Below are 24180 nucleotides of genomic sequence, written 5' to 3'. Positions count from 1 at the left end.
CGGGAACAGTACGCAACATGTGGACCTGAACGATAACTTGGGAAACGGCCGGCGCCGCTTTCGGCGCAGGTCAGGGGCGGAGCCATACCCGGTGCCGCTCGTGCTCCAAGGGTTGACCGACCCGGGCCACCAGGCCGCCCTCCGCCGTTCCGGCGATCCCGGAACCGGTCTCGGGCGACAGTCCCCGCACCGCCCGTGACGCGCCGCCGCGCTCGGTGGCGCGTGCCCTGGAAGGGAGCCCACCATGGCCGCCAAGCCCCAGCCCGAGACCACTGACGAGGCCCGCGAGCAGGCCCGTCGCGCCCTGCAGACCTCCATGGACACCCGTCAGTGACGGTGTCCGACCGGTGGTGACGTCCGGCCGCCGAGGCGTACGACGTCACCACCGGTCCGAACGATCCCTGCGCGCCGCCGTACTGGGGGACGGCGCCACCGCACTGACCCGGGAGAACGCTCACCCCGGTAAGTAGCACCCCAGTTTGCTCCCCTTACATTCCGCGTGCCACCATCGGCGCCGATGAGCCAGTCCACCCTTGCCGCCGATTGGGTCGCGTCGCCGCGCCGAATCGCCGCGCTCGCCCTGCCCGCCCTCGTGGTACTCGCCGCCGAGCCGCTCTACGTGCTCGTCGACACCGCGGTCGTCGGCCATCTGGGCCGGGTGCCGCTCGCGGCGGTGGCCGTCGGTGGCACCGTGATGACCCTCACCGCCTGGCTGGGAACCGTGGTCGCGTACGGCACGACCGGCCGCGCGGCCCGCCGGTACGGTGCCGGCGACCGCGCCGCGGCGGTGGCCGAGGGGGTCCAGGCGTCCTGGTCGGCCCTTGGCGTCGGGCTGGTGGTCGTCGTCGGCATGCAGATCGGCGGCGGTGCCCTGGCGGGGGCCCTGGCCGGCGGTGGTGAGGTGGCCCTCGCCGCCGCCGAGTGGCTGCGCATCGCCGCGTTCGGTGCCCCCGGGCTGCTGCTCGCCGCCGCCGGCAACGGCTGGCTGCGGGGTGTGCAGGACACCCGCCGGCCGCTGCTCTTCGTGGTCGGCCCCAACCTGCTCTCCGCGGTGCTCTGCCCGGTGCTCGTCTATCCGGTGGGCCTGGGGCTGATCGGCTCGGCGGTGGCGAACGTGATCGCGCAGACCCTCTCCGGGGCCCTCTTCGCCGCCGCCCTGGTGGCCGAGCGGGTGGCGCTGCGCCCGCGCCCCCGGGTCATCGGCCAGCAGCTGGTGCTCAGCCGGGACCTGCTGATCCGTGGGGTGGCCTTCCAGGCCAGTTTCCTGTCCGCCACGGCGGTGGCCGCCCGGTTCGGCGCCGCCACGGTGGGCGCCCACCAGATCGCCGTGCAGCTCTGGTTCTTCGCGGCACTGGTGCTCGACGCGCTGGCGATCGCCGCGCAGGCGCTTGTCGGTGCGGCGCTCGGCGGTGGTGACGACGCGACGGCCCGGGCGCTGGCCCGCCGGATCGGCCGGCTGGGCGCGATCTGCGGTACGGGGTTCGCCGTGCTCGCCGCGGCCGGTGCCACCGTGGTGCCCACCTGGTTCACCTCCGATCGCGCGGTCCACGAGCAGGCGCTGGTGGCCTGGCCCTGGTTCGCCGCGATGCTGCCATTGGCCGGGGTGGTGTTCGCCCTCGACGGGGTACTGATCGGCGCGGGTGACATCCGCTATCTGCGCAACCTCACCGTGGCCGGTGCGCTCGGCGGCTTCCTGCCGGCGATCTGGCTGGCGTACGCCCTCGACATGGGTCTCGGTGGCATCTGGGCCGGGCTGATGCTGTTCACCGTGATCCGCCTGATCGGGCTGCTGCTGCGGCTACGCAGCGGTGCCTGGGCGGTCATCGGCGAGGAGCGTCTACCCGCCTGACAAGACCTGGCCGTACAGCGCGTAGAGGACGAGCACCAGGGCCAGGCTCGCCACGAAGGAGACGAGCAACGCGATGATCTTCATGGTGTTGGGGTAACGCTGACGCAGGGGCTGCCGTCGCTGCCAGGCCCACCAGCGGCGCCGGACCGCACCGGCACCGGGCAGCGCGGCGACGCCCTCGGCGAGGCGGGTGCCCAGCGTGCGCCTCGCCGGTGGCGGATTCAGCATCCAGTCCGGCAGCGCGCTGGGCTGCTCGGGCGTACGCAGGCCGACCGAATCGTCGGGCCGGCGCGTGCAATCGGGACCTCGGTCCGTGCTCATCTCGTTCTCCCCGTGTCTGCCGGCGCGGCACTCACCGCCGCCGATGAGCCCATCGTGGCAGGGAGGTCCCAGCGGGAACATCCCGTTTTCGGCGGCCTGTCCGGTGCTCGGCCGGGCGAACGGGTCTGGCAGGCTTGCACGTCGTGAGCACAGACGGCCTGATCGTGGTGGACAAGCCCGGCGGTATGACCTCGCACGACGTGGTCGCCCGGTTGCGTCGGTTGGCTCGGACCCGACGGGTCGGCCACGGTGGCACGCTCGATCCGATGGCCACCGGCGTCCTGGTGATCGGGGTCGGTCGGGCCACCAGGCTGCTGACGTACGTGATCGGTGCGGACAAGAGCTACGCGGCGACCGTCCGGCTGGGCCAGGCCACCGTCACCGATGACGCGGAGGGCGACGTGATCGCCACCACGCCCGCCGGGACGCTCACCGACGAGGCGGTCCGGAGCGCGCTGGCCGGGTTGACCGGGGAGATCGACCAGGTGCCGAGCGCGGTGAGCGCTATCAAGATCAACGGCCAGCGCGCGTACAAGCGGGTCCGTGCGGGGGAGAGCGTCGACCTGCCGGCCCGGCGGGTCACCGTGTCCCGGCTCGACGTGCTGGCGATCCGCCGGGCCTCGCCCGACGTGGTCGACGTCGACATCGACGTGGCCTGCTCGACCGGGACGTACATCCGGGCGATCGCCCGCGACGCGGGTCTGGCCCTCGCCGTCGGCGGCCACCTGACCGCCCTGCGCCGGACCGCCGTGGGCGGGTTCACCGTGGCGGAGGCGGCCACCCTCGACGAGCTGGAGCACCGCGCGCCGGAGGTGGTGGGCCTGCCGCTCGCGGCCGCCGCCGAACGGTTCTTCCCGCGCCGGGACGCCACCGAGGAGGAGGCGAAGGTGCTGTCGCACGGCGGCCCGCTCGACCCGGTCGGCCATACCGGGCCGTACGCCGTGTTCGACCCGGCCGGTGGACTGATCGCTATCGTCAGCGAGCGGGCCGGCCGGGCCCGCGCGGAGATCGTGCTCGCCCCGGCCTGACGCCGGGTACCGGACGGCCGACCGACGGCGGCAGGCGGTGAACGACAGCGGAGGAGCAGCATGCAGCGGTGGCGGGGGTACGACGCGGCGCCCGGTGGCTGGGGACGGTCGGTCGTCACCATCGGCGTCTTCGACGGCGTGCACAAGGGGCACCAGGCGACGATCGGGCACGCCGTGGCCCGTGCCCGTGAACTCGGCGTCAAGTCGGTGGTGCTCACCTTCGACCCGCATCCGGCCGAGGTCGTGCGACCCGGCTCCCACCCGGCGGTGCTGACCGAGCCGCACCGCAAGGCGGAGCTGATCGAGACCCTCGGGGCGGATGTGCTCTGTGTGATGCCGTTCACGCCCGAGGTGTCCCGGTTGTCGGCCGAGGCGTTCGTGCACGACGTGCTTGTCGAGCATTTGCACGCCGCGCTCGTGGTGGTGGGCGACAACTTCCGGTTCGGTCACCGGGCCGCCGGTGACGTGGCACTGCTGGAGCGGCTCGGCCGCACCTTCGGGTTCGCCGTCGAGGCGGCTCCGCTGGTGGCCGAGTCGGGCACGGTCTTCTCCTCGACCTACATCCGCTCCTGCGTCGACGCGGGTGACGTGACCGCGGCGGCGGCGGCGCTGGGTCGGCCGCACCGGCTGGAGGGGGTGGTCGTCCGCGGTGATCAGCGTGGGCGGGAACTCGGCTTCCCGACCGCGAACCTGCTCTGCCACCGACACGCGGCGGTCCCGGCCGACGGCGTCTACGCCGCCCGGATGATCCGTCGAGGGCAGCGGCAGCCGCTCGCCGCCGCCGTGTCGATCGGCACCAACCCGACGTTCTCCGGCCGGGAGCGCCGGGTCGAGGCCTACGCGCTGGACTTCGACGGCGACCTCTACGGCGAGCGGCTGGCACTGGATTTCGTGGCGCATCTGCGCGGCCAGACCCGCTTCGACGCGATCGAGCCGTTGATCGCCCAGATCGCCCAGGACGTCGAGCGGACCCGCCGGGTGCTGGGCTGACCGGTCACCGACCCGCCCGTGGCCCTTGACCGGCCGGCCCGGGCGGGTGCTGGTAGGCTGGCTGGGACGTCGGCTGACCGACGTGGGGCCTCGCCTGCCTGCTCGACGCCGCGGGTGCGAGGACCGTCCGTCACCGGTGCCGTAGCCCGGCCCGACGGACCGCATCGAGACAACCCACCAGAACAGGGAGAACATGGCGCTCGACCAGCAGGCAAAGGCCAAGATCCGCGAGGAGTACGCGACCGCCGAGGGTGACACCGGGTCGCCCGAGGTGCAGGTCGCGGTCCTCACCAAGCGGATCGCCGATCTCACCGAGCACCTGAAGGTGCACAAGCACGACCACCACAGCCGCCGTGGGCTGCTGCTGCTGGTCGGCCGTCGCCGTCGGTTGCTCAACTACGTTCAGAAGAAGGACATCAACCGCTACCGGTCGCTCATCGAGCGACTCGGCCTGCGCCGGTGACGTGACGGGGGAGTGGCCCACCAGGTCACTCCCCCGTCGGCGTCCCAACCGAGAAACGGGCCACGACCACCCAGACAAGGGAGCGTCGGCGTACCGGTCTCCGGTAGTGGCCTCCGGGCACCCCGGCATCCCGCCGGCGGTCCCGGGCGCTTCGATCGAAGACCGGCCGTCCGCACAGCTCCCGCGTCGTGGCCCCCGATGCGAAGGAGCATTGACAGAGCATGACCGAGACCAAACTCGGCACCGAAACCCGCACCGCCGTGATCGACAACGGGTCGTTCGGCACCCGTGAGATCACCTTCTCCACCGGCCGGCTGGCCCGACAGGCCGCCGGGTCCGTCACCGCCCAGCTCGGCGAGACCGTCGTGCTGTCCGCCACCACCGCCGGCAAGCAGCCGAAGGAGCAGTTCGACTTCTTCCCGCTGACCGTCGACGTGGAGGAGCGGATGTACGCCGCGGGCCGCATCCCCGGCTCGTTCTTCCGTCGTGAGGGCCGGCCCAGCGAGGACGCCATCCTCACCTGCCGTCTGATCGACCGGCCGCTGCGCCCGTCGTTCGTCAAGGGCCTGCGCAACGAGGTCCAGGTCGTCGAGACCATCCTCGCGCTCGACCCGCAGCACCCGTACGACGTGGTCGCGATCAACGCCGCGTCGATGTCGACCAAGCTGTCCGGCCTGCCGTTCTCCGGTCCGATCGGGGCCACCCGGATGGCCCACGTGGACGGCCAGTGGGTCGCCTTCCCGACTCACGAGGAGCTGGCCCGGGCCACCTTCGACATGGTGGTTGCCGGCCGGGCCCTGCCCGACGGCGACGTCGCGATCATGATGGTCGAGGCGGAGGCCACCGAGCACACCGTGAAGCTGGTCGCCGGCGGGGCGCCCGCCCCGACCGAGGAGGTCGTGGCCAGCGGTCTGGAGGCCGCCAAACCCGCCATCCGCGAGCTGTGCCGGGCGCAGAGCGAGCTGGCCGAGGTCGCCGCCAAGCCGGTCGCCGAGTACCCGGTCTTCCTGGATTACCAGGACGACGCGTACGACGCGGTCGCCGACCTGGCCCGCGCCGACGTCGCCGAGGCCCTGCAGATCGCCGGCAAGGCCGACCGCGAGGAGGCCCTGGACGCGATCAAGCTGCGGGTGCACGAGGAACTCGGCGCCCGCTTCGAGGGCCGGGAGAAGGAGCTCTCCGCCGCGTTCCGGTCGCTGACCAAGTCCGAGGTGCGCAGCCGGGTGCTGCGCGAGCAGGTCCGCATCGACGGCCGGGGTCCGCGCGACATCCGCCCGCTGAGCGCCGAGGTGGGCGTGCTGCCCCGGGTGCACGGCTCGGCGCTGTTCGAGCGTGGCGAGACCCAGATCCTCGGCGTCACCACGCTCAACATGCTGCGCATGGAGCAGGCGCTGGACACCCTCTCCCCGGAGAAGTCCAAGCGCTACATGCACAACTACAACTTCCCGCCGTACTCCACCGGTGAGACCGGTCGGGTCGGCTCGCCGAAGCGCCGCGAGATCGGGCACGGCGCGCTGGCGGAGCGGGCGCTGATCCCGGTGCTGCCCTCGCGGGAGGAGTTCCCGTACGCGATCCGACAGGTCTCCGAGGCCCTCGGCTCCAACGGCTCCACCTCGATGGGCTCGGTCTGCGCCTCGACGCTGGGCCTGCTCAGCGCCGGTGTGCCGCTGAAGGCGCCGGTCGCCGGCATCGCGATGGGCCTCATCTCCGACGAGGTCGACGGCAAGACCCAGTACGTCACGCTCACCGACATCCTCGGTGCCGAGGACGCCTTCGGCGACATGGACTTCAAGGTCGCCGGTACCCGCGACTTCGTCACCGCGTTGCAGCTCGACACCAAGCTCGACGGCATCCCGTCCGACGTGCTGGCCGCCGCCCTCCAGCAGGCCCACGAGGCGCGGCAGACCATCCTCGACGTGATGCAGCGGGCGATCGAGGCACCGGCCGAGATGTCCGACTACGCGCCCCGGGTGACCACGGTCAAGATCCCGGTAGACAAGATCGGCATGGTGATCGGCCCGAAGGGTCAGACCATCAACGCCATCCAGGACGAGACCGGCGCCGAGATCTCCATCGAGGACGACGGCACCATCTACGTCGGCGCGACGAACGGTCCGTCGGCGCAGGCCGCGGTCGAGCGGATCAACGCGATCGCCAACCCGACCCTGCCCAAGGTCGGCGACCGCTTCCTCGGCACGGTGGTGAAGACCGCCCCGTTCGGCGCGTTCGTCTCGCTGCTGCCGGGTCGCGACGGCCTGCTGCACATCTCCAAGGTGGGTGACGGCAAGCGGGTCGAGAAGGTCGAGGACTTCCTCAACGTCGGTGACCGGGTCGAGGTGGAGATCGCCGACATCGACCAGCGCGGCAAGATCTACCTGGACAAGGTCCGCCCGGAAGGCGCCGAGGCGCCGGCCGCCGCAACCGGTGAGGAGCGGCCCGCCAGCCGCGATCGGGGTGGCGACCGGGGTCCGCGTGACCGGGGCGACCGCGACCGCGGTGGCGACCGGGGCGGTCGTGGGCCGGAGCGTGGCGAAGGTGGCGAGGGTGGCGGCGACAACCGTCCCCGACGCCGTACCCGGCACAGCTGACACGTGAACCGCTGACCGGCCGGGCGACACCGTCGCCCGGCCGGTTCGTTCGTCAACTCATCCATCCCCTCGTCGTACTGGAAGCAGGTGGCCGTGAGCCGGACCCGGCATTCGTCTTTCCTCGGGACCCGACCGGGGTCGACGCCGCGCGCCGGCCGGCAGGCCACCCCTACCGCTCGGGCCGCCGGTGGGTCGACCCGGGCGGTGACCCGGACCCTGAGCGACGATCCGCTGGGCGGCACGGTGCGCCGCACGGTGCTGCCCAACGGGCTGCGGGTGCTGACCGAGGCGATCCCGGCCATGCGCAGCGTCTCGTTCGGCATCTGGGTGGCGGTCGGCTCGCGGGACGAGACCGGTCCGCAGGCCGGTGCCGCCCACTTCCTGGAGCACCTGCTGTTCAAGGGCACCCACAAGCGGAACGCGATGGAGATCTCCTCGGCCATCGAGGCCGTGGGCGGCGAGACCAACGCCTTCACCACGAAGGAGTACACCTGCTACTACGCCCGGGTGCTGGACGAGGACCTGCCCCTGGCCATCGACGTCATGTGCGACCTGGTCGCCGACTCGCTGCTGGAGCCGGCCGACGTGGAGACCGAACGCGGCGTGATCCTCGAGGAGATCGCCATGCACGACGACGAGCCCGGCGACGAGGTGCACGACCTGTTCGCCCAGGCCGTCTACGGTGACCACCCGCTGGGCCGGCTGATCTCCGGCACCGCCGACACGGTCACCCCGATGACCCGCCGGCAGATCCAGAGCTTCTACCGGCGGCGCTACGTGGCGCCGCAGATCGTCATCGCCGCCGCCGGCAACCTCGACCACACCGCCGTGGTGCGGCTGGTCCGCCAGGCGCTGCGGGGCACTCCGCTGGACACCGATCCGGCGGCGCCCGCGCCGCAGCGGCCGGCCACCCCGGGCGTACGCACCCGGGCCGCCGCCACCGTGGTGGAGGCGAAGGAGACCGAGCAGGCGCACATCGTGCTGGGCTGCCCGGGCATCGATCGGCTCGACGAGCGTCGCTTCGCCCTCGGCGTGCTGAACAACGTGCTCGGTGGGGGCATGTCCAGCCGGCTCTTCCAGGAGATCCGGGAGCGTCGTGGCCTCGCCTACTCCGTCTACTCCTACGCGAGCCAGTACGCCGACAGCGGCCTGTTCGGTGTCTACGCCGGCTGCGCCCCGAGCCGGGTCGACGAGGTGCTGGAGCTGACCCGGGCCGAGTTGGCGCGTACCGCCGCGCACGGCGTCACCGAGGCGGAACTGGCCCGGGGCAAGGGGATGAGCAAGGGTTCGTTCGTGCTCGGCCTGGAGGACACCGGTTCCCGGATGAGCCGGCTGGCCAAGGGCGAGCTGCTCTACGGGGATCTGGTGCCGGTCAACGAGCTGCTCGACCGGGTCGACGCGGTCACCCTCGACGACGTCAACGCCCTCGCCGCGGAACTGCTGGACCGGCCGATGTCCCTCGCCGTCGTCGGCCCGTTCGCCGGCCGGGACTTCAGCGCCTGACCTTTTCGGCCGAACGGGTGGGCACCACCCTCGGGGTGTCCGCGTCCCGATTGGGATAGGTTGTGCCGCGTGACTGACGAGCAGGAGAAGACCGCCCCCGAGTCGATCAGGGTCGGCGTGCTGGGCGCCGGTGGCCGGATGGGTGCCGAGGTGTGCCGGGCCGTCGAGGCGGCCGCCGACATGACACTGGTCGCGACGGTCGACCAGGACGACTGGTTGGCGAACGCCGCGGAGGCCGGCGCGGAGGTGCTCGTCGACTTCACCACTCCCGACGTCGTGCTGGACAACCTGCACTGGTGCATCGACCAGGGGATCCACGCGGTGGTCGGCACCAGCGGCTTCACCGAGCAGCGGATCGAGAAGGTACGCGGCTGGTTGGCCGGCCGGCCCGACGTGGGCGTGGTGATCGCCCCCAACTTCGGTCTCGGCGCGGTGCTGATGATGCAGTTCGCCGCGCGTGCCGCCCGCTGGTTCGAGTCGGTCGAGATCATCGAGCAGCACCATCCGCGCAAGCTCGACGCGCCCAGCGGCACCGCCATGCACACCGCCCGCCTGGTCGCGGCGGCCCGCGCCGAGGCCGGCCTCGGTCCGGCACCGGACGCCACCAAGGACGAGATCGCCGGTGCCCGGGGTGCCGACGTGGACGGAGTCCGGGTGCACGCCGTGCGGGCCACCGGACTGGTCGCCCACCAGGAGGTCCTCTTCGGCGCCACCGGCGAGACCCTGACCATCCGGCACGACTCGTACGACCGGGTCTCGTTCATGCCGGGCGTGCTGCTCGCGGTACGCGCGGTGCGCAACCGCCCGGGCCTGACCCTCGGCCTGGACGACCTGCTCGACTGAGCGCGACCGAGGCGGGCCGGACGGGACGTTCAGCCGGCCTGGGGTGGCTCGGTGGGAACGGCGACGTGCAGGCGTAGCTGGGGGACCAGCATGTCGTCGACGTCCAGCGCGCGACCCGCGCCGTCGGGCTCCCAGCCGGCGGTGGTGAGGAACTTCCGGGACGCCTGGTCGCCCTCGAACACCCACGCCACCGCCCGGTCGAAGCCGGACTCCCGCCACAGGTCGACGCTGGCGGCGAGCAGCCGGGAGCCGTGCCCGCGCCGGCCCCACCGGGGCTCGACCAGCAGGTCGGTCACCGCCACCACGTCGGCGCCGAGCGCGTCGGCCGGTTCGTTCGGGGCCAGCGCCTCGGCGTCGGCCGGACCGGAGGCGGCGAAGCCCACCAGATACGATTGCTCGGCCTGTTCGACGGCGACCAGCACCCGGTGGGTGTCGCTCGGCGGCTGGCGCACCGAGGCGTCCCAGCGTTCGGCCAGCGACGCCTCGTCGAGGCCGTCCAGCACCTCCCGGGGCAGCAGTCGCCGGTAGGCGACCCGCCAGGTGGCGAGCTGGATGCGGGCGATCTCGGCGGCGTCCTCCGGACGCGCCGGGCGGACGTACCCGAGACTCATGGCACGACAGCCTACGCAGGGCGAGGGAGGCGACGGTGGCGCAGGGTGCCAGGCGGACGGTGGGACAGGTCGCCGCGGTCGTCGTCCTCGCCGTCGCGGTGGCCGGGTTCCTGTCCGTGGCGGCCGTCCGGCACGGCTTCTTCGACCTGCAGGTCTACCGGGGTGCCCTGGTCTGGTGGGTGCACGACGGCGGGGAGATCTACGACTACCTCAAGCCCGGCACCCAGTACGGCTTCACCTACCCACCGTTCGCCGCGCTGGTGATGCTGCCGATGGCGTACCTGTCCTGGCACGCCGCGATCGTGGTCAGCGTGGCCGCCGGGGTGCTGACCAGCGCGGTGCTGATCTGGTGGCTGCTGGACCCGGTGTCCCGGCGTGCCGGTTGGACCCGCTGGTTCGCCTTCGCGGTGGCGCTGTGTCTGGTCGCCGCCTTCGAACCGATGCGCGAGACGATCAACTTCGGCCAGGTCAACACGCTGCTGCTCTTCCTGGTGGCCGTGGACCTGCTCCGGCTGCTGCCGGGCGGCAACAGATGGGCGGGGGTCGGCATCGGCCTGGCCACCGCGATCAAACTCACGCCGGGCATCTTCATCGTCTACCTGCTGGTGACCCGACGGTGGCGCGCCGCGGTGACCGCGTCGGGCACCGCGACCGCCGCGACCGTGCTGGCCGCCGCGCTGTTTCCGGACGCCTCCCGGGAGTTCTGGACCAGCGCGCTGTGGAACACCGGACGGGTCGGTGAGCTGGCCTTCGTCTCCAACCAGTCGCTGCGCGGCGTGGTGGCCCGACTCGACCCGGAGAGCCCCAGCACGCTGGCCTGGCTGCTGCTGGTCGCCGCGACGCTGGTGCTCTGGGCGTGGCGGTCCCGGGTCGCGGCGTCCGTCGGCGACGAGGCCACCGGGCTGGCCCTGACCGGCGCGGTGATGTGCCTGGTCAGCCCGGTCACCTGGGTGCATCACCTGGTCTGGCTGCTGCCGGGCCTGCTGCTGCTGGTGGACCGGGGCATGGCCGCCCCGCCGGGCGGCCGACGCCGGGTCCTGCTGGCCTGCGCGGCCGTCGGGTACGCGTTCCTGACCAGCCGGATCGTCTGGGCGTGGGAGGAGGACTTCACCGGCCTCGACGGTTTCCTGTTCGGCAACACCTACGTCTGGATCAGCCTGGCGCTGCTGGCCTTCCTGCCGGTACGCCGGGTCGCGCCCCGGTCGCCGTCGGCCTCAGCTGCCGTCGAGCCGGCCGGTGTAGCGCAGTTCAACAAGCTCGATCGCCGGTCGTCCGCCGGACAACGGCACCGGATAGGTCGACCGCTCACCGTCCGGTGACAGTCCGGCCCGCTCGTAGAACCGGCGGGCCCGGTCGTTGGCCGCCAGCACCCACAGCCGGTACTCCGCCCAGCCGGCCTCACGCAGGCCCGACCGGGCCGCCGCGAACAGGGCCCGAGCGGTGCCGTCACCCCAGTTCTCGGGCGTGACGTAGAGGCTCACCACCTCGCCGTACGTCGGGTCGAGGTCGCCGCGATCCTGGTTGTTGCGGTACGGCCCGAAGGTGGTGAAGCCGACGAGCGTGCCGTGCTCCTCGGCCAGCAGGGTGGTGAAGGGGTGGTCCGGATCGGCGGTGCCGAGGGCCCGCCGGCGTTGCGCCCAGGCGACCGGGTTGAGCCGGTCGAGCACCTCGTCCGGCATGATCCCGGCGTAGCCGGCCTGCCAGCCGCGCACGTGCACCCGGGCCACCGCCTCGGCGTCGTCGGGCTGCTCACGGCGGATGCAGGGCATGGGACTAGTTCTAGGCCGTCAGGGTGGGCAGGTCCAGTGTCCGCACCGATGTCGTACTCCTGCCGTAGCCTGCCTGCGATGGCCGCTCCGGAATCGCTCTCGCTCGCCCAGGCCCGCCGCGTCGCGTTGGCCGCACAGGGCTTCGCCGATCCGGCGCCCACCGGGGCGCCCACCCGCCGGCACCTGCGTCGGGTGCTCGACCGGATCGGGTTGATCCAGATGGATTCGGTGAACGTCCTGCAACGGGCGCACTACCTGCCGCTCTACAGCCGGCTCGGGCCCTATCCCACCACCCTGCTCGACGCCGCCGCCTACCGCCGCCCCCGCGACCTGTTCGAGTACTGGGGCCACGAGGCGTCGTTGGTGCCGGTCGCCCTGCATCCGGCGCTGCGGTGGCGGATGGCGCGGGCGCACGCCGACGCCTGGGGCGGGATGCGTCGCATCGCCGCCGAGCAGCCCGCCCTGGTCGCCTGGGTACGCGACGAGGTGGCCGCCCGGGGGCCGCTCACCGTGGCCGAGATCGAGCACGACGCACCCCGCCAGACCGGCAACTGGGGGTGGAACTGGTCGGCGGTGAAGCAGGCCCTGGAGTACCTCTTCTGGGCCGGCGAGGTGTGCGCGGCCCAGCGCACCACCTCGTTCGCCCGCCGCTACGACCTGCCCGAACGGGTGCTGCCGGCGCAGGTGCTGGACACGCCCACGCCGAGCGACGCCGAGGCGTACCGCACCCTGGTGAGCATCGCGGCCCGGTCGCTCGGGGTGGCCGCGGAGCCGGAGCTGCGCGACTACTTCCGGCTGCCGGTGGCCGGTGCCCGGCAGGCCATCGCCGAGCTGGTCGAGGCGGGGGAGTTGCGACCGGTCACGGTGCAGGGCTGGCGGCAGCCGGCCTGGTTGCACGCCGAGGCCCGGTTGCCCCGCTGGGTACGCGGCAACGGCCTGGTGAGCCCCTTCGACCCGCTGGTCTGGGAGCGCGCCCGCACCGAGCGACTGTTCGGCTTCAGCTACCGCATCGAGATCTACGTGCCCGCACCGCAACGCGTGCACGGCTACTACGTGCTGCCGTTCCGTCAGGGCGAGCGCCTCACCGCCCGGGTCGACCTGAAGGCGGACCGCAAGGCCGGGGCGCTGCTGGTGCCGGCAGCCTGGGTGGAGCCGGGCGTCGACCCGGGGGAGACGGCGATCGCCCTGGCCGCCGAGCTGTACCGCCTGGCCGGCTGGCTCGGCCTGGACGCGGTGGCTCCGCCCGCCGCCGGTGACCTCGCGGCGCCGCTGGCCGCCGCGCTGGTGGGCGTGGCCGGTGTACGGTGAGGTCCGTGACGAGCGTTGACCGACCGGACGCCCAGCCGCGGCCCGACCTGCACGGCGAGCATGCCCATGGTGGCCCGGACGCCGGTCACCCGTCCGGTGGGCCGGCGGGTGCGGCGCCGCAGGGCGACTGGCCGGCTGGCTACCCGGCCGGTTATCCGGTGGTCGAGTCCGACCGGCTCACCCGGTTCGTGCAACGGGCGCACGCCCGCACACCGCGCTGGGTGGCGCCGTTGGCCGCCGTCGGCTGTGTCGCCGCCGGCATCGGGTACACGCTGATCAGCGATCCCACCCGTTCCGCGCCCGACGCCCTGCCGACCTGCCTGCTCAAGCTGACCACCGGGCTGGACTGCCCAGGGTGCGGCGGCACCCGCGCCCTCTGGTACGTGCTGCACGCCGATCTGCCGGCCGCCGCCCGGCACCATTTCCTCTTCGTCTTCGCGCTGCCCTTCCTGGCGTACCTCTTCGTCGCCTGGGCCGGTCGGCAGGCGTTCGGTTGGCGGCTGCCCGAGCTGCGCATCGGCCCGAAGCTGATCGGCGGCTTCCTCGCCGCCTGGCTGGCCTTCTCGGTGGTCCGCAACCTGCCCTGGCCCCCGTTCACCGCCCTCTACGTCTAGCGGCCCGGACCGGCGTTTTCTGGTCGTCGGTGGGTCTCGGCTACAGTCCCAGGAATGCCGGAGATGGTGCAGCCCCAGGTCAAGCTGATCGCGTGGACACACTTCGATCCACCGGAGGACGTGCCCTGGTCGACCGACGCCGACGGCGGGCAGGCGCTCGCGGAGTTCGCCGGGCGGGCCTGCTACCAGAGCTGGAAGAAGCCGAATCCGGCCACCGCCACGAACGCCGGCTACCTGGCGCACATCCTGGAGGTCGGGCACCTTTCGGTGCTGGAGCACGGCTCGGTGAGCTTCTACTTCACCGGCGTGTCCCGATCGTTCACCCATGAACTGATCCGGCACCGGCACTTCTCGTACTCCCAGTTGTCGCAGCGGTACGTGCCGGAGCGGGACGCCGCCATGGTGGAGCCGACGGTGATCGCCGAGGACCCGGAGCTGCACAAGCGCTTCGTGGCGGCGGCCGAGGCCAGTGTGCGCGCCTACAACGATCTGCTGGAGGGGCTGGAGCGCCGCTTCGCCGACGTGACGAACCCGACCCTGCGGCGCAAGCAGGCCCGCCAGGCGGCCCGCGCGGTGCTGCCGAACGCCACCGAGACCCGCATCGTGGTGACCGGCAACTACCGGGCCTGGCGGCATTTCATCGGCATGCGCGCCACCGAGCACGCCGACGTGGAGATCCGTGAGCTGGCGGTGGAGTGCCTGCGACAGTTGCAGCGGGTCGCGCCGAACGTCTTCGCCGACTTCACCATCTCGACGCTGCCCGACGGCACGGAGGTGGCGCAGAGCCCGCACGCCCAGGCGTCCTGACCCGGCGGGAGACCGCCCGCCCGGGGGTGGTGCGCCCTTCCCCGGTGGCCGGCCGTCGGCCGTCCGATAGGTTGTCACCATGACGCACGACCACCTCGACGCTCCGGTCCGAACGGTCTCCCGTCCGTTCGGCCGGGTGCTCACGGCCATGGTGACCCCGTTCACCGCCGACGGGGCGCTCGACCTCGACGGCGCGGCGCGGCTGGCGGATCATCTGGTCACCGAGCAGGGCAACGACGCGTTGGTGGTCAACGGCACCACCGGCGAGTCGCCGACCACCACCGACGCCGAGAAGGAACGGCTGATCCGGGCCGTGGTGGAGGCCGTCGGCGACCGGGCCCGGGTGGTGGCCGGGGTCGGCACCAACGACACCCGGCACACCATCGAGCTGGCGACCTCGGCGGAGAAGGCCGGCGCGCACGGGCTGCTGGTGGTCACGCCGTACTACAACAAGCCGCCACAGACCGGCCTGCTACGCCACTTCACGGCGGTGGCCGACGCCACCGGCCTGCCGGTGATGCTCTACGACATCCCGCACCGCTCCGGTGTGGCGATCGAGACCGAGACCCTGGTCCAGCTGGCCGAGCACGGTCGGATCGTCGCGGTCAAGGACGCCAAGGGCGACCTGACGGCGACGAGCTGGGTGACCAGCCGGGCGGAGCTCGCGTACTACAGCGGCGAGGACTCGCTCACCCTGCCCGCCCTGGCCGTCGGCTGCGTCGGCGTGGTGGGCACCTCCACGCACTTCACGGGCGCCGAGACCAAGCGGATGATCGAGGCGTTCGACACGGGGGACACGGGAACCGCACTGGCGCTGCACCGCCGCCTGCTACCGCTGTTCACCGGGATCTTCCGTACCCAGGGCGTGATCCTGGTCAAGGCCGGCCTGACGGTGCAGGGCCTGCCGGGCGGGCCGGTCCGACCACCGTTGGTGGACGCCACCGACGGCGAGATCGCCCAGCTGCGCGCTGACTGCGCGGCGGCGGGCCTGCCGCTCCCTGAATGATCAAACGATACGACGGCCGTCGGGTGACGGCGTCGCAGAATGAGGTGAACGCGTGACCGAGGCGCACAACGAGGAGGCCCAACTTCCACCGCCGCTGCCGGAGGGCGGACTGCGGATCATTCCGCTCGGCGGGCTCGGCGCCATCGGCCGGAACATGACCGTCTTCGAGTACGACGGCAAGCTGCTGGTCGTCGACTGCGGCGTGCTCTTCCCGGACGTGGAACAGCCCGGTGTCGACCTGATCCTGCCGGACTTCGGACCGATCCTCGATCGGCTCGGCGACATCCAGGCGATCGTGCTGACGCACGGTCACGAGGATCACATCGGCGCGGTGCCCTACCTGCTCGCCCACAAGCCCGACATCCCACTGGTCGGCTCGCAGTTCACCCTGGCGCTGGTGGAGGCGAAGCTGGCCGAGCGGCGCATCCAGCCGTACACGCTCACGGTGCGGGAGGGCGGTCGGGAGCGGCTGGGTCCGTTCGAGTGCGAGTTCTTCGCCGTGAACCACTCGATTCCCGACGCGCTCGCGGTGGCCATCCGGACCCCGGCCGGGCTGGTGCTACACACCGGCGACTTCAAGATGGACCAGCTGCCGCTGGACGGCCGCATCACCGACCTGGCGGGCTTCGCCCGGCTCGGCGCGGAGGGCGTGGACCTGCTGCTGTCGGACTCGACGAACGCGGAGATCCCGGGCTTCGTCACGCCCGAGCGGGAGATCGGTCCGGTCCTCGACTCGATCTTCGCGAAGGCCCGGGGTCGGATCATCGTGGCCTCGTTCGCCTCCCACGTGCACCGGGTGCAGCAGGTCTTCGACTCGGCCGCCGAGCACGGTCGCAAGGTCGCCCTGATCGGCCGGTCGATGGTCCGCAACATGGGCATCGCCCGGGATCTCGGCCTGCTGAACATTCCGCCCGGCCTGGTCGTCGGTCTCGACGAGGCGACCTCGATGCCGCCCGAGCAGATCGTGCTGATGTCCACCGGTTCGCAGGGTGAGCCGATGAGCGCCCTGGGTCGGATGGCCAGCGGCGACCACCGGCACATCACCATCGCGCCCGGTGACACCGTGGTGCTCGCCTCGTCGCTGGTACCGGGGAACGAGACCTCCGTCTACCGGGTGATCAACCGGCTGGCCCGGGCCGGTGCGGTGGTGGTGCACAAGGACGTGGCGAAGGTGCACGTCTCCGGACACGCCCCGGCCGGGGAACTGCTCTACCTGCTCAACGTGGTCCGGCCCAGCAACCTGATGCCGGTGCACGGCGAGTGGCGGCACCTGCGGGCCCATGCCCGGCTGGGCATCGAGTCCGGCGTGGCGGCGGACCGGGTGGTGCTCTGCGAGGACGGCGACGTGGTCGACCTGGTGGAGGGGCGGGCCAGCCTGGTGGGTCGCGTCAAGAGCCGGTACGTCTACGTCGACGGCCTGGCCGTCGGCGACGTCAGCGAGTCACTGCTGACCGAGCGGCGCATCCTCGGTGACGGTGGCTTCATCGCCGCCACCGTCGTGGTGGACTCGGTCACCGGCAAGGTGGTCGCCGGTCCGACCGTCTCGGCCAAGGGCTTCTCCGAGGACCCGGCAGCGTTCAACGCGGTGATCCCGCTGGTGACCGAGGCGCTCAACCGGGCCGCCGCGGACGGGATCACCGACCCGCACCAGCTTCAGCAGATCGTCCGGCGCACCGTGGGTCGCTGGGTCAACGACGCCTACCGTCGTCGCCCGATGATCGTCCCTACCGTGGTCGAGGTCTGAACACCGGGCGTACCGGACCGACTCCGGTGGGCCACCACACCTGGCGGGTGGTGGCCCATCGGCGTCAGTAGATCGGTTTGTCGCCGTGCGAGTTCAACCGTTCGAGCGGTTTGCCCGTACTCCGAGCCGGCAGGCGTGACCGCGCCGGCCGGGAGGAGCGTGGCGGATGGACCGCAGACGATTGACAGCCATCGGTGTCGTGGTGGCGGCCGTGGGCGCGGCGGCGGCCGTCGCCCTGCCGTCGTTCGCCGGTGACGGCGGCGCGCCGGTCGGCGCACCGACCAGCGGGGCGGTGGCGGGCGCCGACCCGGACGTGGTCGAGGCGATGCGTCGGGACCTGCGGCTGAACGACTCGCAGGTGGCCGCCCGGCTGAAGACCGAACGCTGGGCCTCCGGAGTGGTCGACCAGCTCCGGACGGACCTTGGCGCGACCTACGGCGGCAGCTGGCTCAGCGCCGACGGCAGCGTACTCAACGTGGCGGTCGCCGACGCCGCCCAGGCGCAGCGGGTCCGGGCCGCCGGTGCGGTGCCGAAGGTGGTCGAGCGTGGGGTCGGCCAGCTCGACACCCTCAAGAGCCGGATGGACCGTACCGCCGCCCGGGCCCGGCAGGTCTCCGGCTGGTACGTCGACGTCGCCTCGAACAGCGTGGTGGTGCTCGCCGAGCCGGGTGCCGAGGCCGCCGGGTGGCGTTTCGTGGCCCGCGCCGGTGTGCCGCGAACCGCGGTGCGGATGGCCACCGAGGAGCAGCCACGGCTCTTCGCCGACGTACGCGGCGGCGAGCCCTACTTCATCGGTAGCGGCCGTTGCTCGGTCGGCTTCGCGGTGGTCGGCGGCTTCGTCACCGCTGGCCACTGCGGGCGGGTCGGTGCCCGCACCACCGGTGCCGACCGGGCACCGCAGGGCGTCTTCCGGGCCTCGTCGTTCCCCGGTGACGACTGGGCCTTCGTGCAGGTCAACAACGACACCAGGGTGCTGCCAGAGGTGACCGACTTCCGCGGCGGGGTGGCCCGGGTGGCCGGTTCGCAGGAGGTGCCGGTGGGCTCGTCGATCTGCCGCTCCGGCTCCACCACGGGCGTACGGTGCGGCACGGTGCAGGCCCGTAACGCCACGGTCCGCTATCCGGAAGGGCTGGTGGGCGGCCTGGTGCGGACCAACGTCTGCGCCGAGCCCGGTGACTCCGGCGGCTCGTGGATCTCGGGCAACCAGGCGCAGGGGGTGACCTCCGGCGGTTCCGGCGACTGCGTCCGCGGCGGCACCACCTTCTACCAGCCGGTCAACGAGATCCTCCAGCGCAACAACCTGACCCTGCTCACCACGCAGAACTTCCGCGCCCTGAGCGGCCGGCGCTGATCGGCCGATCCCGGTCGGGTGCGGTTACGCGCCCGACCGGGTCGGATCAGGGCAGGGCGGTGACCGCCGCCGCGTACGCGACGCCGGTGCGGATCGCCGCGTCGACGAGTACCGCGACCTGATCCGGGGCGACACCGTACGCCAGATCGGTGGTCACCTCGCCGGCCAGCACCAGTTCACCGTCGCCCGGATCGTGCGCGTACGCCTTGGGCAGCAGCCGGTCCCGGTTCCAGGCGTTGCAGAAGGCGTACGCCTCGGTGCGCCGGTCCGCCGCCAGCCGACGCCCGGCCACCACCCGGGCGTGCAGGATGTCCTGGCGCGTCCCGGCCCGCCGGAAGTGGATCACCGCGTCGCCCCAGCGTCCCAGCACCGTGCCGGCGGGGTCGACGGTGTAGTCGTCACCCCGCCGGTCCAGCGCCTCGGTGATCATGGTCACGGTCAACGCGCCGATCTCATCCATGGCCATCCCGGCGGTAGGACCGAGCGGCGCCGTCCGGCCGTCGGGTCCGCCGTCCGGCCCGAACTCGTCGTCGGACTCGAACTCCTCCTCGGCGGGCAGCGGTACCGCCGGGGCGAGTGGCCGCTCGGCCAGCCAGGCCGCCATCCGACCGGACTGGTGCCCGGTCCCGTTGCGGGCGTCGAAGCTGCCGGCCAGCGTGGTCGCGACGGCGAGCAGTTCGGCGCCGAGCTGAGTCGCCGTGATCTCGGCGGCCGGTCGCCCACGGTACGCCGACCGGCGTACCGTCCGGCCGGCGTCCGCCTCGCCCGCCAGGCCGCAGACCAGCGCGGCCGCCGCGGCGAACTCCATCACGGACAGGTCCTCGTGCGGTTCGTCCAGTCGGGGCAGCTGCTCGACGACGATCTCCATCCCGCGGTCGAGGTATCCACCGAGTGCACAGAAACGCAGGTGGGTGGCGAGGTGGCCGAATCCGTCGGGCTCCGCCCGGTGCCGCCGGTACGCCCGCACGTGCGCGTGGCCCGCCTGCTCCGGCCGGCCGGCCCGCAGCCAGGGCAGCAGCGCCGCGGTCAGGGCCGCCTCCGGTTGGGCGGTGCAGCCGGCCGGCGCGTCGAGCAGCGGATCGAGCACGTCGAGCGCCGTCGTCCAGTCGCCCCAGCCGGCCAGTAGTCGCGCCTGTCGTACCGGCAGGCAGTCGGGGCACCCGGCGGCCGGGTCGGGTGTCGCGACGCGCCACCGGGCCAGCCAGCGTCGGGCGGCAGGCTCGTCGCCCACGTGGTCGGCGACCCGGCACCTCAGCTGCGCCACCAGCGCCGGGTTCGCCTCGCCACCTGCGACGGCGAGCCCTTCCAGCACGCCGTACGCCTGGTCCAGGCCGATGCGAGGGGTGCCGAGCAGCGCCTCGACGGCGTACCGCCGGTAGCGGCGCAGCGTGTCGTCGTCCGTCTCCGCCGCGCGCAGGCACCGTTGCACGGGCTCGAACAGCCGCCACCGCTCGCCGCCGCGCAGGTGCGTCTCGACCAGCTCGCACCAGGCGTTCAGCGCCGTGTGCCGATCACCGTCCGCCTCGGCGAGGGCGGCGACCCGTGCCAACTCGCCGACGCGCAGTTCGCCGTCGGGCATGTCGCGGGCGTCGGCGAGGGCGTCGGCGATTCGCTGATCGGCGCGTACGCCGTCGGCCGGCCCGGCGGTGCCTCGCGTCCGGCTGCGGCTCCGGCGGGCGCCGGGGACCGGCCCCGTCACGGGTGCGCCGTCCCCGCCAGCCGGCCGACCTCGGCGGCCAGCCGGCAGCCGGCCGAGATGCCCCGGTCGAGCAGCCGGTCCAGCTGGTGCGGCGTGACGCCGCGTTCCAGGTCCGTGATGGCCTCGCCGCAGACCCGGGCCCGGCCGGCGTCGTCGACGTGCACGAACGCCTTCGGCCAGAACCGGTCGCGGTTCCAGGTGTTGCAGAAGTCGTGCAGCCACGGCACGTCCTCGACGGAGAAGGCGTGGACGGCGACCGTACGCACCTGGAGCAGTTCCCCGGCGTCTCCGGCGCGGAGGAACCAGATGTGCCCCTGTGCCCACCGGCCCACGAGCGCGCCGTCGGCGTCGGCGGCCACGGTGTGACCGCGGTGGGTCAGCACGGCGGCGACGAGATCCCGCGTCAACGGCCGCAGCGTCGACGGATGACCCGCCAACGGGTCGCCGGCACGGTCCTCGAATTCCGGCGACCCCATCGGACACTCCCTCGCGAGGCGAATATCACGGCAGGCGGCGGGGACCGCGCTGCGACACGCGGAGCGACCAGGATGACCGGCCAATCACCCGGCCCGCCGTTACGGTGATGCTATGGCGGGCCGTACCCCTCAGGCGAGTCGGCGGCGCGGCGCGTCGCCGCGTGGCGGCACGAACAGCCGTGCCCGTCAGCCGGCCAAGAAGACCACCCGTACGCCGGCGCGCCGCCGCACCTCGGCGAGAGGGCCGGGCCTCGCCGCGTACGTCGGTCGGGCCGTCCAGGCACTGTGGATGGGCCTGGCCCACGGGGTCGGCTGGGTGGTCCGCGCCGCCGGCCGGCAGGCCGCCTCGGCCCGCGACCTCGACCCGGAGCACCGCCGCGACGGCGCCGGCCTGCTGCTCATCGGTCTCGCCCTGCTCGGTGCGGGTGCCATCTGGTTCTCTGCGGCCGGTCCGGTCGGCGCCCGACTGGCCGACACCGTGCGGCTCTTCCTCGGGGCGATCTCCATCGTGGTGCCGGTCCTGCTGGGCATCGGTGCGTGGCGGCTGATGCGGCAGCCCGGCGATCCCGAGCACCGCGGGCGCGGGCTGGTCGGCTGGGGTTCCATGCTGGTCTCCACTGCGGCCCTGCTGCACATCGGCCAGCAGCCGGCCGGCCCGGGGGAGCGGGACTTCGCCGGTGGCCTGATCGGTGCGGGCGTGGGCAGCGTGCTGGAGCGCGCGGTCACCGCCTGGGTGGCGGTGCCGCTGCTGGTCCTGTTGCTGGTGTTCGGGCTGCTGGTGGTCACCGCGACTCCGATCAACAAGATTCCCGAGCGGCTCGGTCTGCTGGCCGGCGGGGTGATCGGGCAGGACGAGGCGGAGCCGGCGGAGGCGTTGACGACGCCGACCCGGCGGCGCCCCACCAAGCGGGTGCCCCCGCCGGTGGACCCGGACGAGTTCGACGACCTGGACGGCGCGGACCTGCAGGAGACCATGGTCCTGCCGCGCAAGGCGCCGTCGCGGGTGCCGGCCAGCCGTAAGCCCGCCGAGCCGCCGGAGCACTCGCCGGCGCCGACCCGGGCCGAGCAGCTCGCGCTGACCGGTCTGGCCGGCGACTACACGCTGCCCCCGTCGAACATGCTCGGCAGCGGGGCCGCCCCGAAGACCCGCAGCAAGGCCAACGACGAGGTGATCGCCGCGCTCACCGGCGTCTTCGACCAGTTCGACGTCGACGCGGCGGTCACCGGCTTCACCCGGGGGCCGACGGTGACCCGCTACGAGGTCGAGCTGGGCCACGGGGTGAAGGTCGAGCGGATCACCCAGCTCTCCCGCAACATCGCGTACGCGGTGAAGTCGCCCGACGTACGCATCCTGAGCCCGATCCCGGGCAAGAGCGCGGTGGGTGTGGAGATCCCGAACACCGACCCGGAGAACGTGGCGCTGGGTGACGTGCTGCGTTCGCGCGCCGCCACCAGCGACCACCATCCGATGGTGGTCGCCCTCGGCAAGGACATCGAGGGCGGCTACGTGGTGGCCAACCTGGCGAAGATGCCGCACATCCTGATCGCGGGGGCCACCGGCGCCGGTAAGTCGAGCTGCCTGAACAGCCTGCTCATGTCCATTCTGACCCGGGCGACGCCGGACGAGGTGCGGCTGCTGCTGATCGACCCGAAGCGGGTCGAGATGACCGGCTACGAGGGCATCCCGCACCTGGTCACCCCGATCGTGACCAACGCCAAGAAGGCGGCCGACTCGCTGGAGTGGGTCGTCCGTGAGATGGACATGCGCTACGACGACCTCGCCGCGAACGGGGTCCGGCACATCGACGACTTCAACCGGAAAGTCCGCAACGGCGAGATCAAGGCGCCGCCGGGCAGCGAGCGCGAGATGCGGCCGTACCCGTACCTGTTGGTGATCGTGGACGAGTTGGCCGACCTGATGATGGTCGCTCCACGCGACGTCGAGGACTCGATCGTGCGGATCACCCAGCTCGCCCGGGCCGCCGGCATCCACCTGGTGCTCGCCACCCAACGGCCCTCGGTCGACGTGGTGACCGGCCTGATCAAGGCCAACGTGCCGTCCCGGCTGGCGTTCGCCACCTCGTCGCTGGCCGACTCCCGGGTCATCCTCGACCAGCCGGGCGCGGAGAAGCTGCTCGGCCGGGGCGACGGGCTGTTCCTGCCGATGGGCGCCTCGAAGCCGGTGCGGATCCAGGGTGCCTGGGTCACCGAGCGCGAGATCAACGATGTGGTCAAGTTCTGCAAGGACCAGCGGGAGCCGGAGTTCCGCCCGGACGTGCTGACCCCCGCGCAGGACAGCAAGAAGAAGATCGACGAGGACATTGGCGACGACCTGGACCTGCTGGTGCAGGCGGTCGAACTGGTGGTCACCTCGCAGTTCGGCTCGACCTCGATGCTGCAACGCAAGTTGCGGGTTGGCTTCGCGAAGGCGGGCCGGCTGATGGACCTGATGGAGACCCGGGGCGTGGTCGGCCCGTCGGAGGGCTCCAAGGCGCGTGATGTGCTGGTCAAGCCGGACGAACTGGAAGAGGTCCTGGATGGGCTGCGGGGTGGCGATGGCTGAGCCGACGGCACTGGCCAGCGACGGCAACTGGGTCCTGATCGCCGAGCACGCCTGACCAACCTTCACTACTCAAGGTGAATTCCTGCCCGGAAACCTACCTACCCCTCTGCCGCCTTTGCTCTGCTTCAATATACGCAACGGTCACCGAAGGTAACGGTCGATTGTCCGCCATCGGCGGATGCGTTCTCATCGGCCCAGCTCAGAGCCCGTTGCGTTGGTTGAAGCAGAGCAAAGCGGTGGAAGGGGTAAGGGTTGGCTGCCCCGCTGGCGCTACAGTTCGTGTTCGATCAGCGATGTTGCCGTCCGTAGCGGTGCTCGGCCGGGCTTCTACGTGGCGGGAACGGTCATGCGGAGATGGCCCGCCGCGGGATGCGGCGGGCCATCGAAGTAGTCGGTGGTCAGAGAGCGCTGAGGACCAGCATGCTCAGCACCATGGCGACCACGTTGGCCGCGGCGGCGTACCAGCCGAGCGGCTTGTCACCGAGCACCGCGCCGACGACGCCGAGGACCAGACCGATGACTCCGAAGAGGATCGGGTTGAGCAGCAGCGCGAGGACCGCGCACACGAACCCCACGATGGTGCAGATGCGGGCGGCGCTGGTCGAGCGGACGGTGCTGGTGGCCATGTCTTCCTCCAAGGGATGAGT

General features: G+C 72.4%; 21 protein-coding genes. 15 read left to right on the top strand and 6 right to left on the bottom strand.

The genetic code is table 11. The annotated features are described in order from the left end of the window. Nucleotides 1-517: 517 nt before the first annotated feature. Nucleotides 518-1849, top strand: coding sequence for an MATE family efflux transporter (locus O7605_RS12410; RefSeq protein ID WP_269739329.1), 1332 nt, complete (start codon nucleotides 518-520; stop codon nucleotides 1847-1849). Here the strand turns inward: O7605_RS12410 and O7605_RS12405 are convergent. Beyond that, entirely contained in the window at nucleotides 1838-2170 is a 333-nt protein-coding gene (locus tag O7605_RS12405) for a hypothetical protein (RefSeq protein ID WP_269739328.1), read from the bottom strand. The genes O7605_RS12410 and O7605_RS12405 overlap by 12 nt on opposite strands. A gap of 143 nt (nucleotides 2171-2313) precedes the next feature. On the opposite strand from O7605_RS12405, the gene truB reads away from it, so the two are divergent. The 6 genes from truB to dapB all read left to right on the top strand — a co-directional run bounded on the left by truB (nucleotide 2314) and on the right by dapB (nucleotide 9585). After that, nucleotides 2314-3198 carry a tRNA pseudouridine(55) synthase TruB gene (gene truB / locus O7605_RS12400; RefSeq protein ID WP_269739327.1) on the top strand — a complete coding sequence of 295 codons (885 nt, stop codon included), beginning with the start codon at nucleotides 2314-2316 and terminating at the stop codon, nucleotides 3196-3198. Between the two features lie 60 nt (nucleotides 3199-3258). Then, nucleotides 3259-4188 carry a bifunctional riboflavin kinase/FAD synthetase gene (locus O7605_RS12395; RefSeq protein WP_269739326.1) on the top strand — a complete coding sequence of 310 codons (930 nt, stop codon included), beginning with the start codon at nucleotides 3259-3261 and terminating at the stop codon, nucleotides 4186-4188. 193 nt (nucleotides 4189-4381) lie between these two features. Further along, on the top strand, nucleotides 4382-4651 hold the full coding sequence (gene rpsO / locus O7605_RS12390; protein ID WP_013732184.1) for a 30S ribosomal protein S15: 270 nt from the start codon (nucleotides 4382-4384) through the stop codon (nucleotides 4649-4651). A gap of 221 nt (nucleotides 4652-4872) precedes the next feature. Further along, nucleotides 4873-7239: a polyribonucleotide nucleotidyltransferase gene (locus tag O7605_RS12385; protein WP_269739325.1), complete on the top strand. Its 2367-nt coding sequence runs from the start codon at nucleotides 4873-4875 to the stop codon at nucleotides 7237-7239. Between the two features lie 93 nt (nucleotides 7240-7332). Then, nucleotides 7333-8742 (top strand): M16 family metallopeptidase, encoded by a 1410-nt coding sequence (locus tag O7605_RS12380; RefSeq protein WP_443083918.1) that lies wholly within the window; start codon nucleotides 7333-7335, stop codon nucleotides 8740-8742. 69 nt (nucleotides 8743-8811) lie between these two features. Continuing rightward, entirely contained in the window at nucleotides 8812-9585 is a 774-nt protein-coding gene (gene dapB, locus O7605_RS12375; protein WP_269739323.1) for a 4-hydroxy-tetrahydrodipicolinate reductase, read from the top strand. 29 nt (nucleotides 9586-9614) lie between these two features. Here the strand turns inward: dapB and O7605_RS12370 are convergent, their stop codons facing one another. Continuing rightward, complete coding sequence (locus O7605_RS12370) at nucleotides 9615-10196, bottom strand: GNAT family N-acetyltransferase (RefSeq protein WP_269739322.1); 582 nt, start codon at nucleotides 10194-10196, stop codon at nucleotides 9615-9617. Nucleotides 10197-10231: 35 nt separating this feature from the next. On the opposite strand from O7605_RS12370, the gene O7605_RS12365 reads away from it, so the two are divergent. Continuing rightward, on the top strand, nucleotides 10232-11515 hold the full coding sequence (locus O7605_RS12365; protein WP_269739321.1) for a glycosyltransferase family 87 protein: 1284 nt from the start codon (nucleotides 10232-10234) through the stop codon (nucleotides 11513-11515). Here O7605_RS12365 and O7605_RS12360 read toward each other — a convergent pair. Beyond that, nucleotides 11411-11965, bottom strand: a complete 555-nt coding sequence (locus tag O7605_RS12360) for a GNAT family N-acetyltransferase (RefSeq protein ID WP_269739320.1) — start codon at nucleotides 11963-11965, stop codon at nucleotides 11411-11413. The genes O7605_RS12365 and O7605_RS12360 overlap by 105 nt on opposite strands. A gap of 78 nt (nucleotides 11966-12043) precedes the next feature. Here O7605_RS12360 and O7605_RS12355 point away from each other — a divergent pair, with 78 nt between their 5' ends. From O7605_RS12355 to O7605_RS12330, 6 genes are all read left to right on the top strand, one after another. After that, on the top strand, nucleotides 12044-13273 hold the full coding sequence (locus O7605_RS12355; RefSeq protein WP_269739319.1) for a winged helix-turn-helix domain-containing protein: 1230 nt from the start codon (nucleotides 12044-12046) through the stop codon (nucleotides 13271-13273). Beyond that, nucleotides 13270-13887: a DUF2752 domain-containing protein gene (locus O7605_RS12350; RefSeq protein WP_443083917.1), complete on the top strand. Its 618-nt coding sequence runs from the start codon at nucleotides 13270-13272 to the stop codon at nucleotides 13885-13887. Before O7605_RS12355 ends, O7605_RS12350 begins: the two co-directional genes overlap by 4 nt. Nucleotides 13888-13950: 63 nt before the next feature. After that, the gene (thyX, locus tag O7605_RS12345) at nucleotides 13951-14694 is read left to right on the top strand and encodes an FAD-dependent thymidylate synthase (RefSeq protein WP_269742612.1); all 744 of its coding nucleotides are present in this window, start codon (nucleotides 13951-13953) and stop codon (nucleotides 14692-14694) included. Between the two features lie 79 nt (nucleotides 14695-14773). Continuing rightward, nucleotides 14774-15700 (top strand): 4-hydroxy-tetrahydrodipicolinate synthase, encoded by a 927-nt coding sequence (gene dapA / locus O7605_RS12340; RefSeq protein WP_269739318.1) that lies wholly within the window; start codon nucleotides 14774-14776, stop codon nucleotides 15698-15700. 52 nt (nucleotides 15701-15752) lie between these two features. After that, a complete protein-coding gene (locus O7605_RS12335) occupies nucleotides 15753-17444 on the top strand; it encodes a ribonuclease J (RefSeq protein ID WP_269739317.1) in 1692 nt (563 codons plus the stop codon). A gap of 166 nt (nucleotides 17445-17610) precedes the next feature. Beyond that, complete coding sequence (locus O7605_RS12330; protein WP_269739316.1) at nucleotides 17611-18795, top strand: S1 family peptidase; 1185 nt, start codon at nucleotides 17611-17613, stop codon at nucleotides 18793-18795. Between the two features lie 46 nt (nucleotides 18796-18841). Here O7605_RS12330 and O7605_RS12325 read toward each other — a convergent pair whose 3' ends face one another. Continuing rightward, the gene (locus O7605_RS12325) at nucleotides 18842-20374 is read right to left on the bottom strand and encodes a YbjN domain-containing protein (protein ID WP_269742611.1); all 1533 of its coding nucleotides are present in this window, start codon (nucleotides 20372-20374) and stop codon (nucleotides 18842-18844) included. Nucleotides 20375-20490: 116 nt separating this feature from the next. Next, nucleotides 20491-20970 (bottom strand): YbjN domain-containing protein, encoded by a 480-nt coding sequence (locus O7605_RS12320; protein WP_269739315.1) that lies wholly within the window; start codon nucleotides 20968-20970, stop codon nucleotides 20491-20493. 112 nt (nucleotides 20971-21082) lie between these two features. Here O7605_RS12320 and O7605_RS12315 point away from each other — a divergent pair, with 112 nt between their 5' ends. Continuing rightward, complete coding sequence (locus O7605_RS12315) at nucleotides 21083-23533, top strand: FtsK/SpoIIIE family DNA translocase (RefSeq protein WP_269739314.1); 2451 nt, start codon at nucleotides 21083-21085, stop codon at nucleotides 23531-23533. 398 nt (nucleotides 23534-23931) lie between these two features. Here the strand turns inward: O7605_RS12315 and O7605_RS12310 are convergent, their stop codons facing one another. Continuing rightward, on the bottom strand, nucleotides 23932-24159 hold the full coding sequence (locus tag O7605_RS12310; RefSeq protein ID WP_269739313.1) for a hypothetical protein: 228 nt from the start codon (nucleotides 24157-24159) through the stop codon (nucleotides 23932-23934). Nucleotides 24160-24180 lie beyond the last annotated feature (21 nt).

Origin of the sequence: Verrucosispora sp. WMMA2121 (assembly GCF_027460185.1) — a bacterium.
In the GTDB taxonomy this organism is placed as follows: Bacteria; Actinomycetota; Actinomycetes; order Mycobacteriales; family Micromonosporaceae; genus Micromonospora; species Micromonospora palythoicola.
This window is presented reverse-complemented; position numbering and strand designations above follow the sequence as displayed.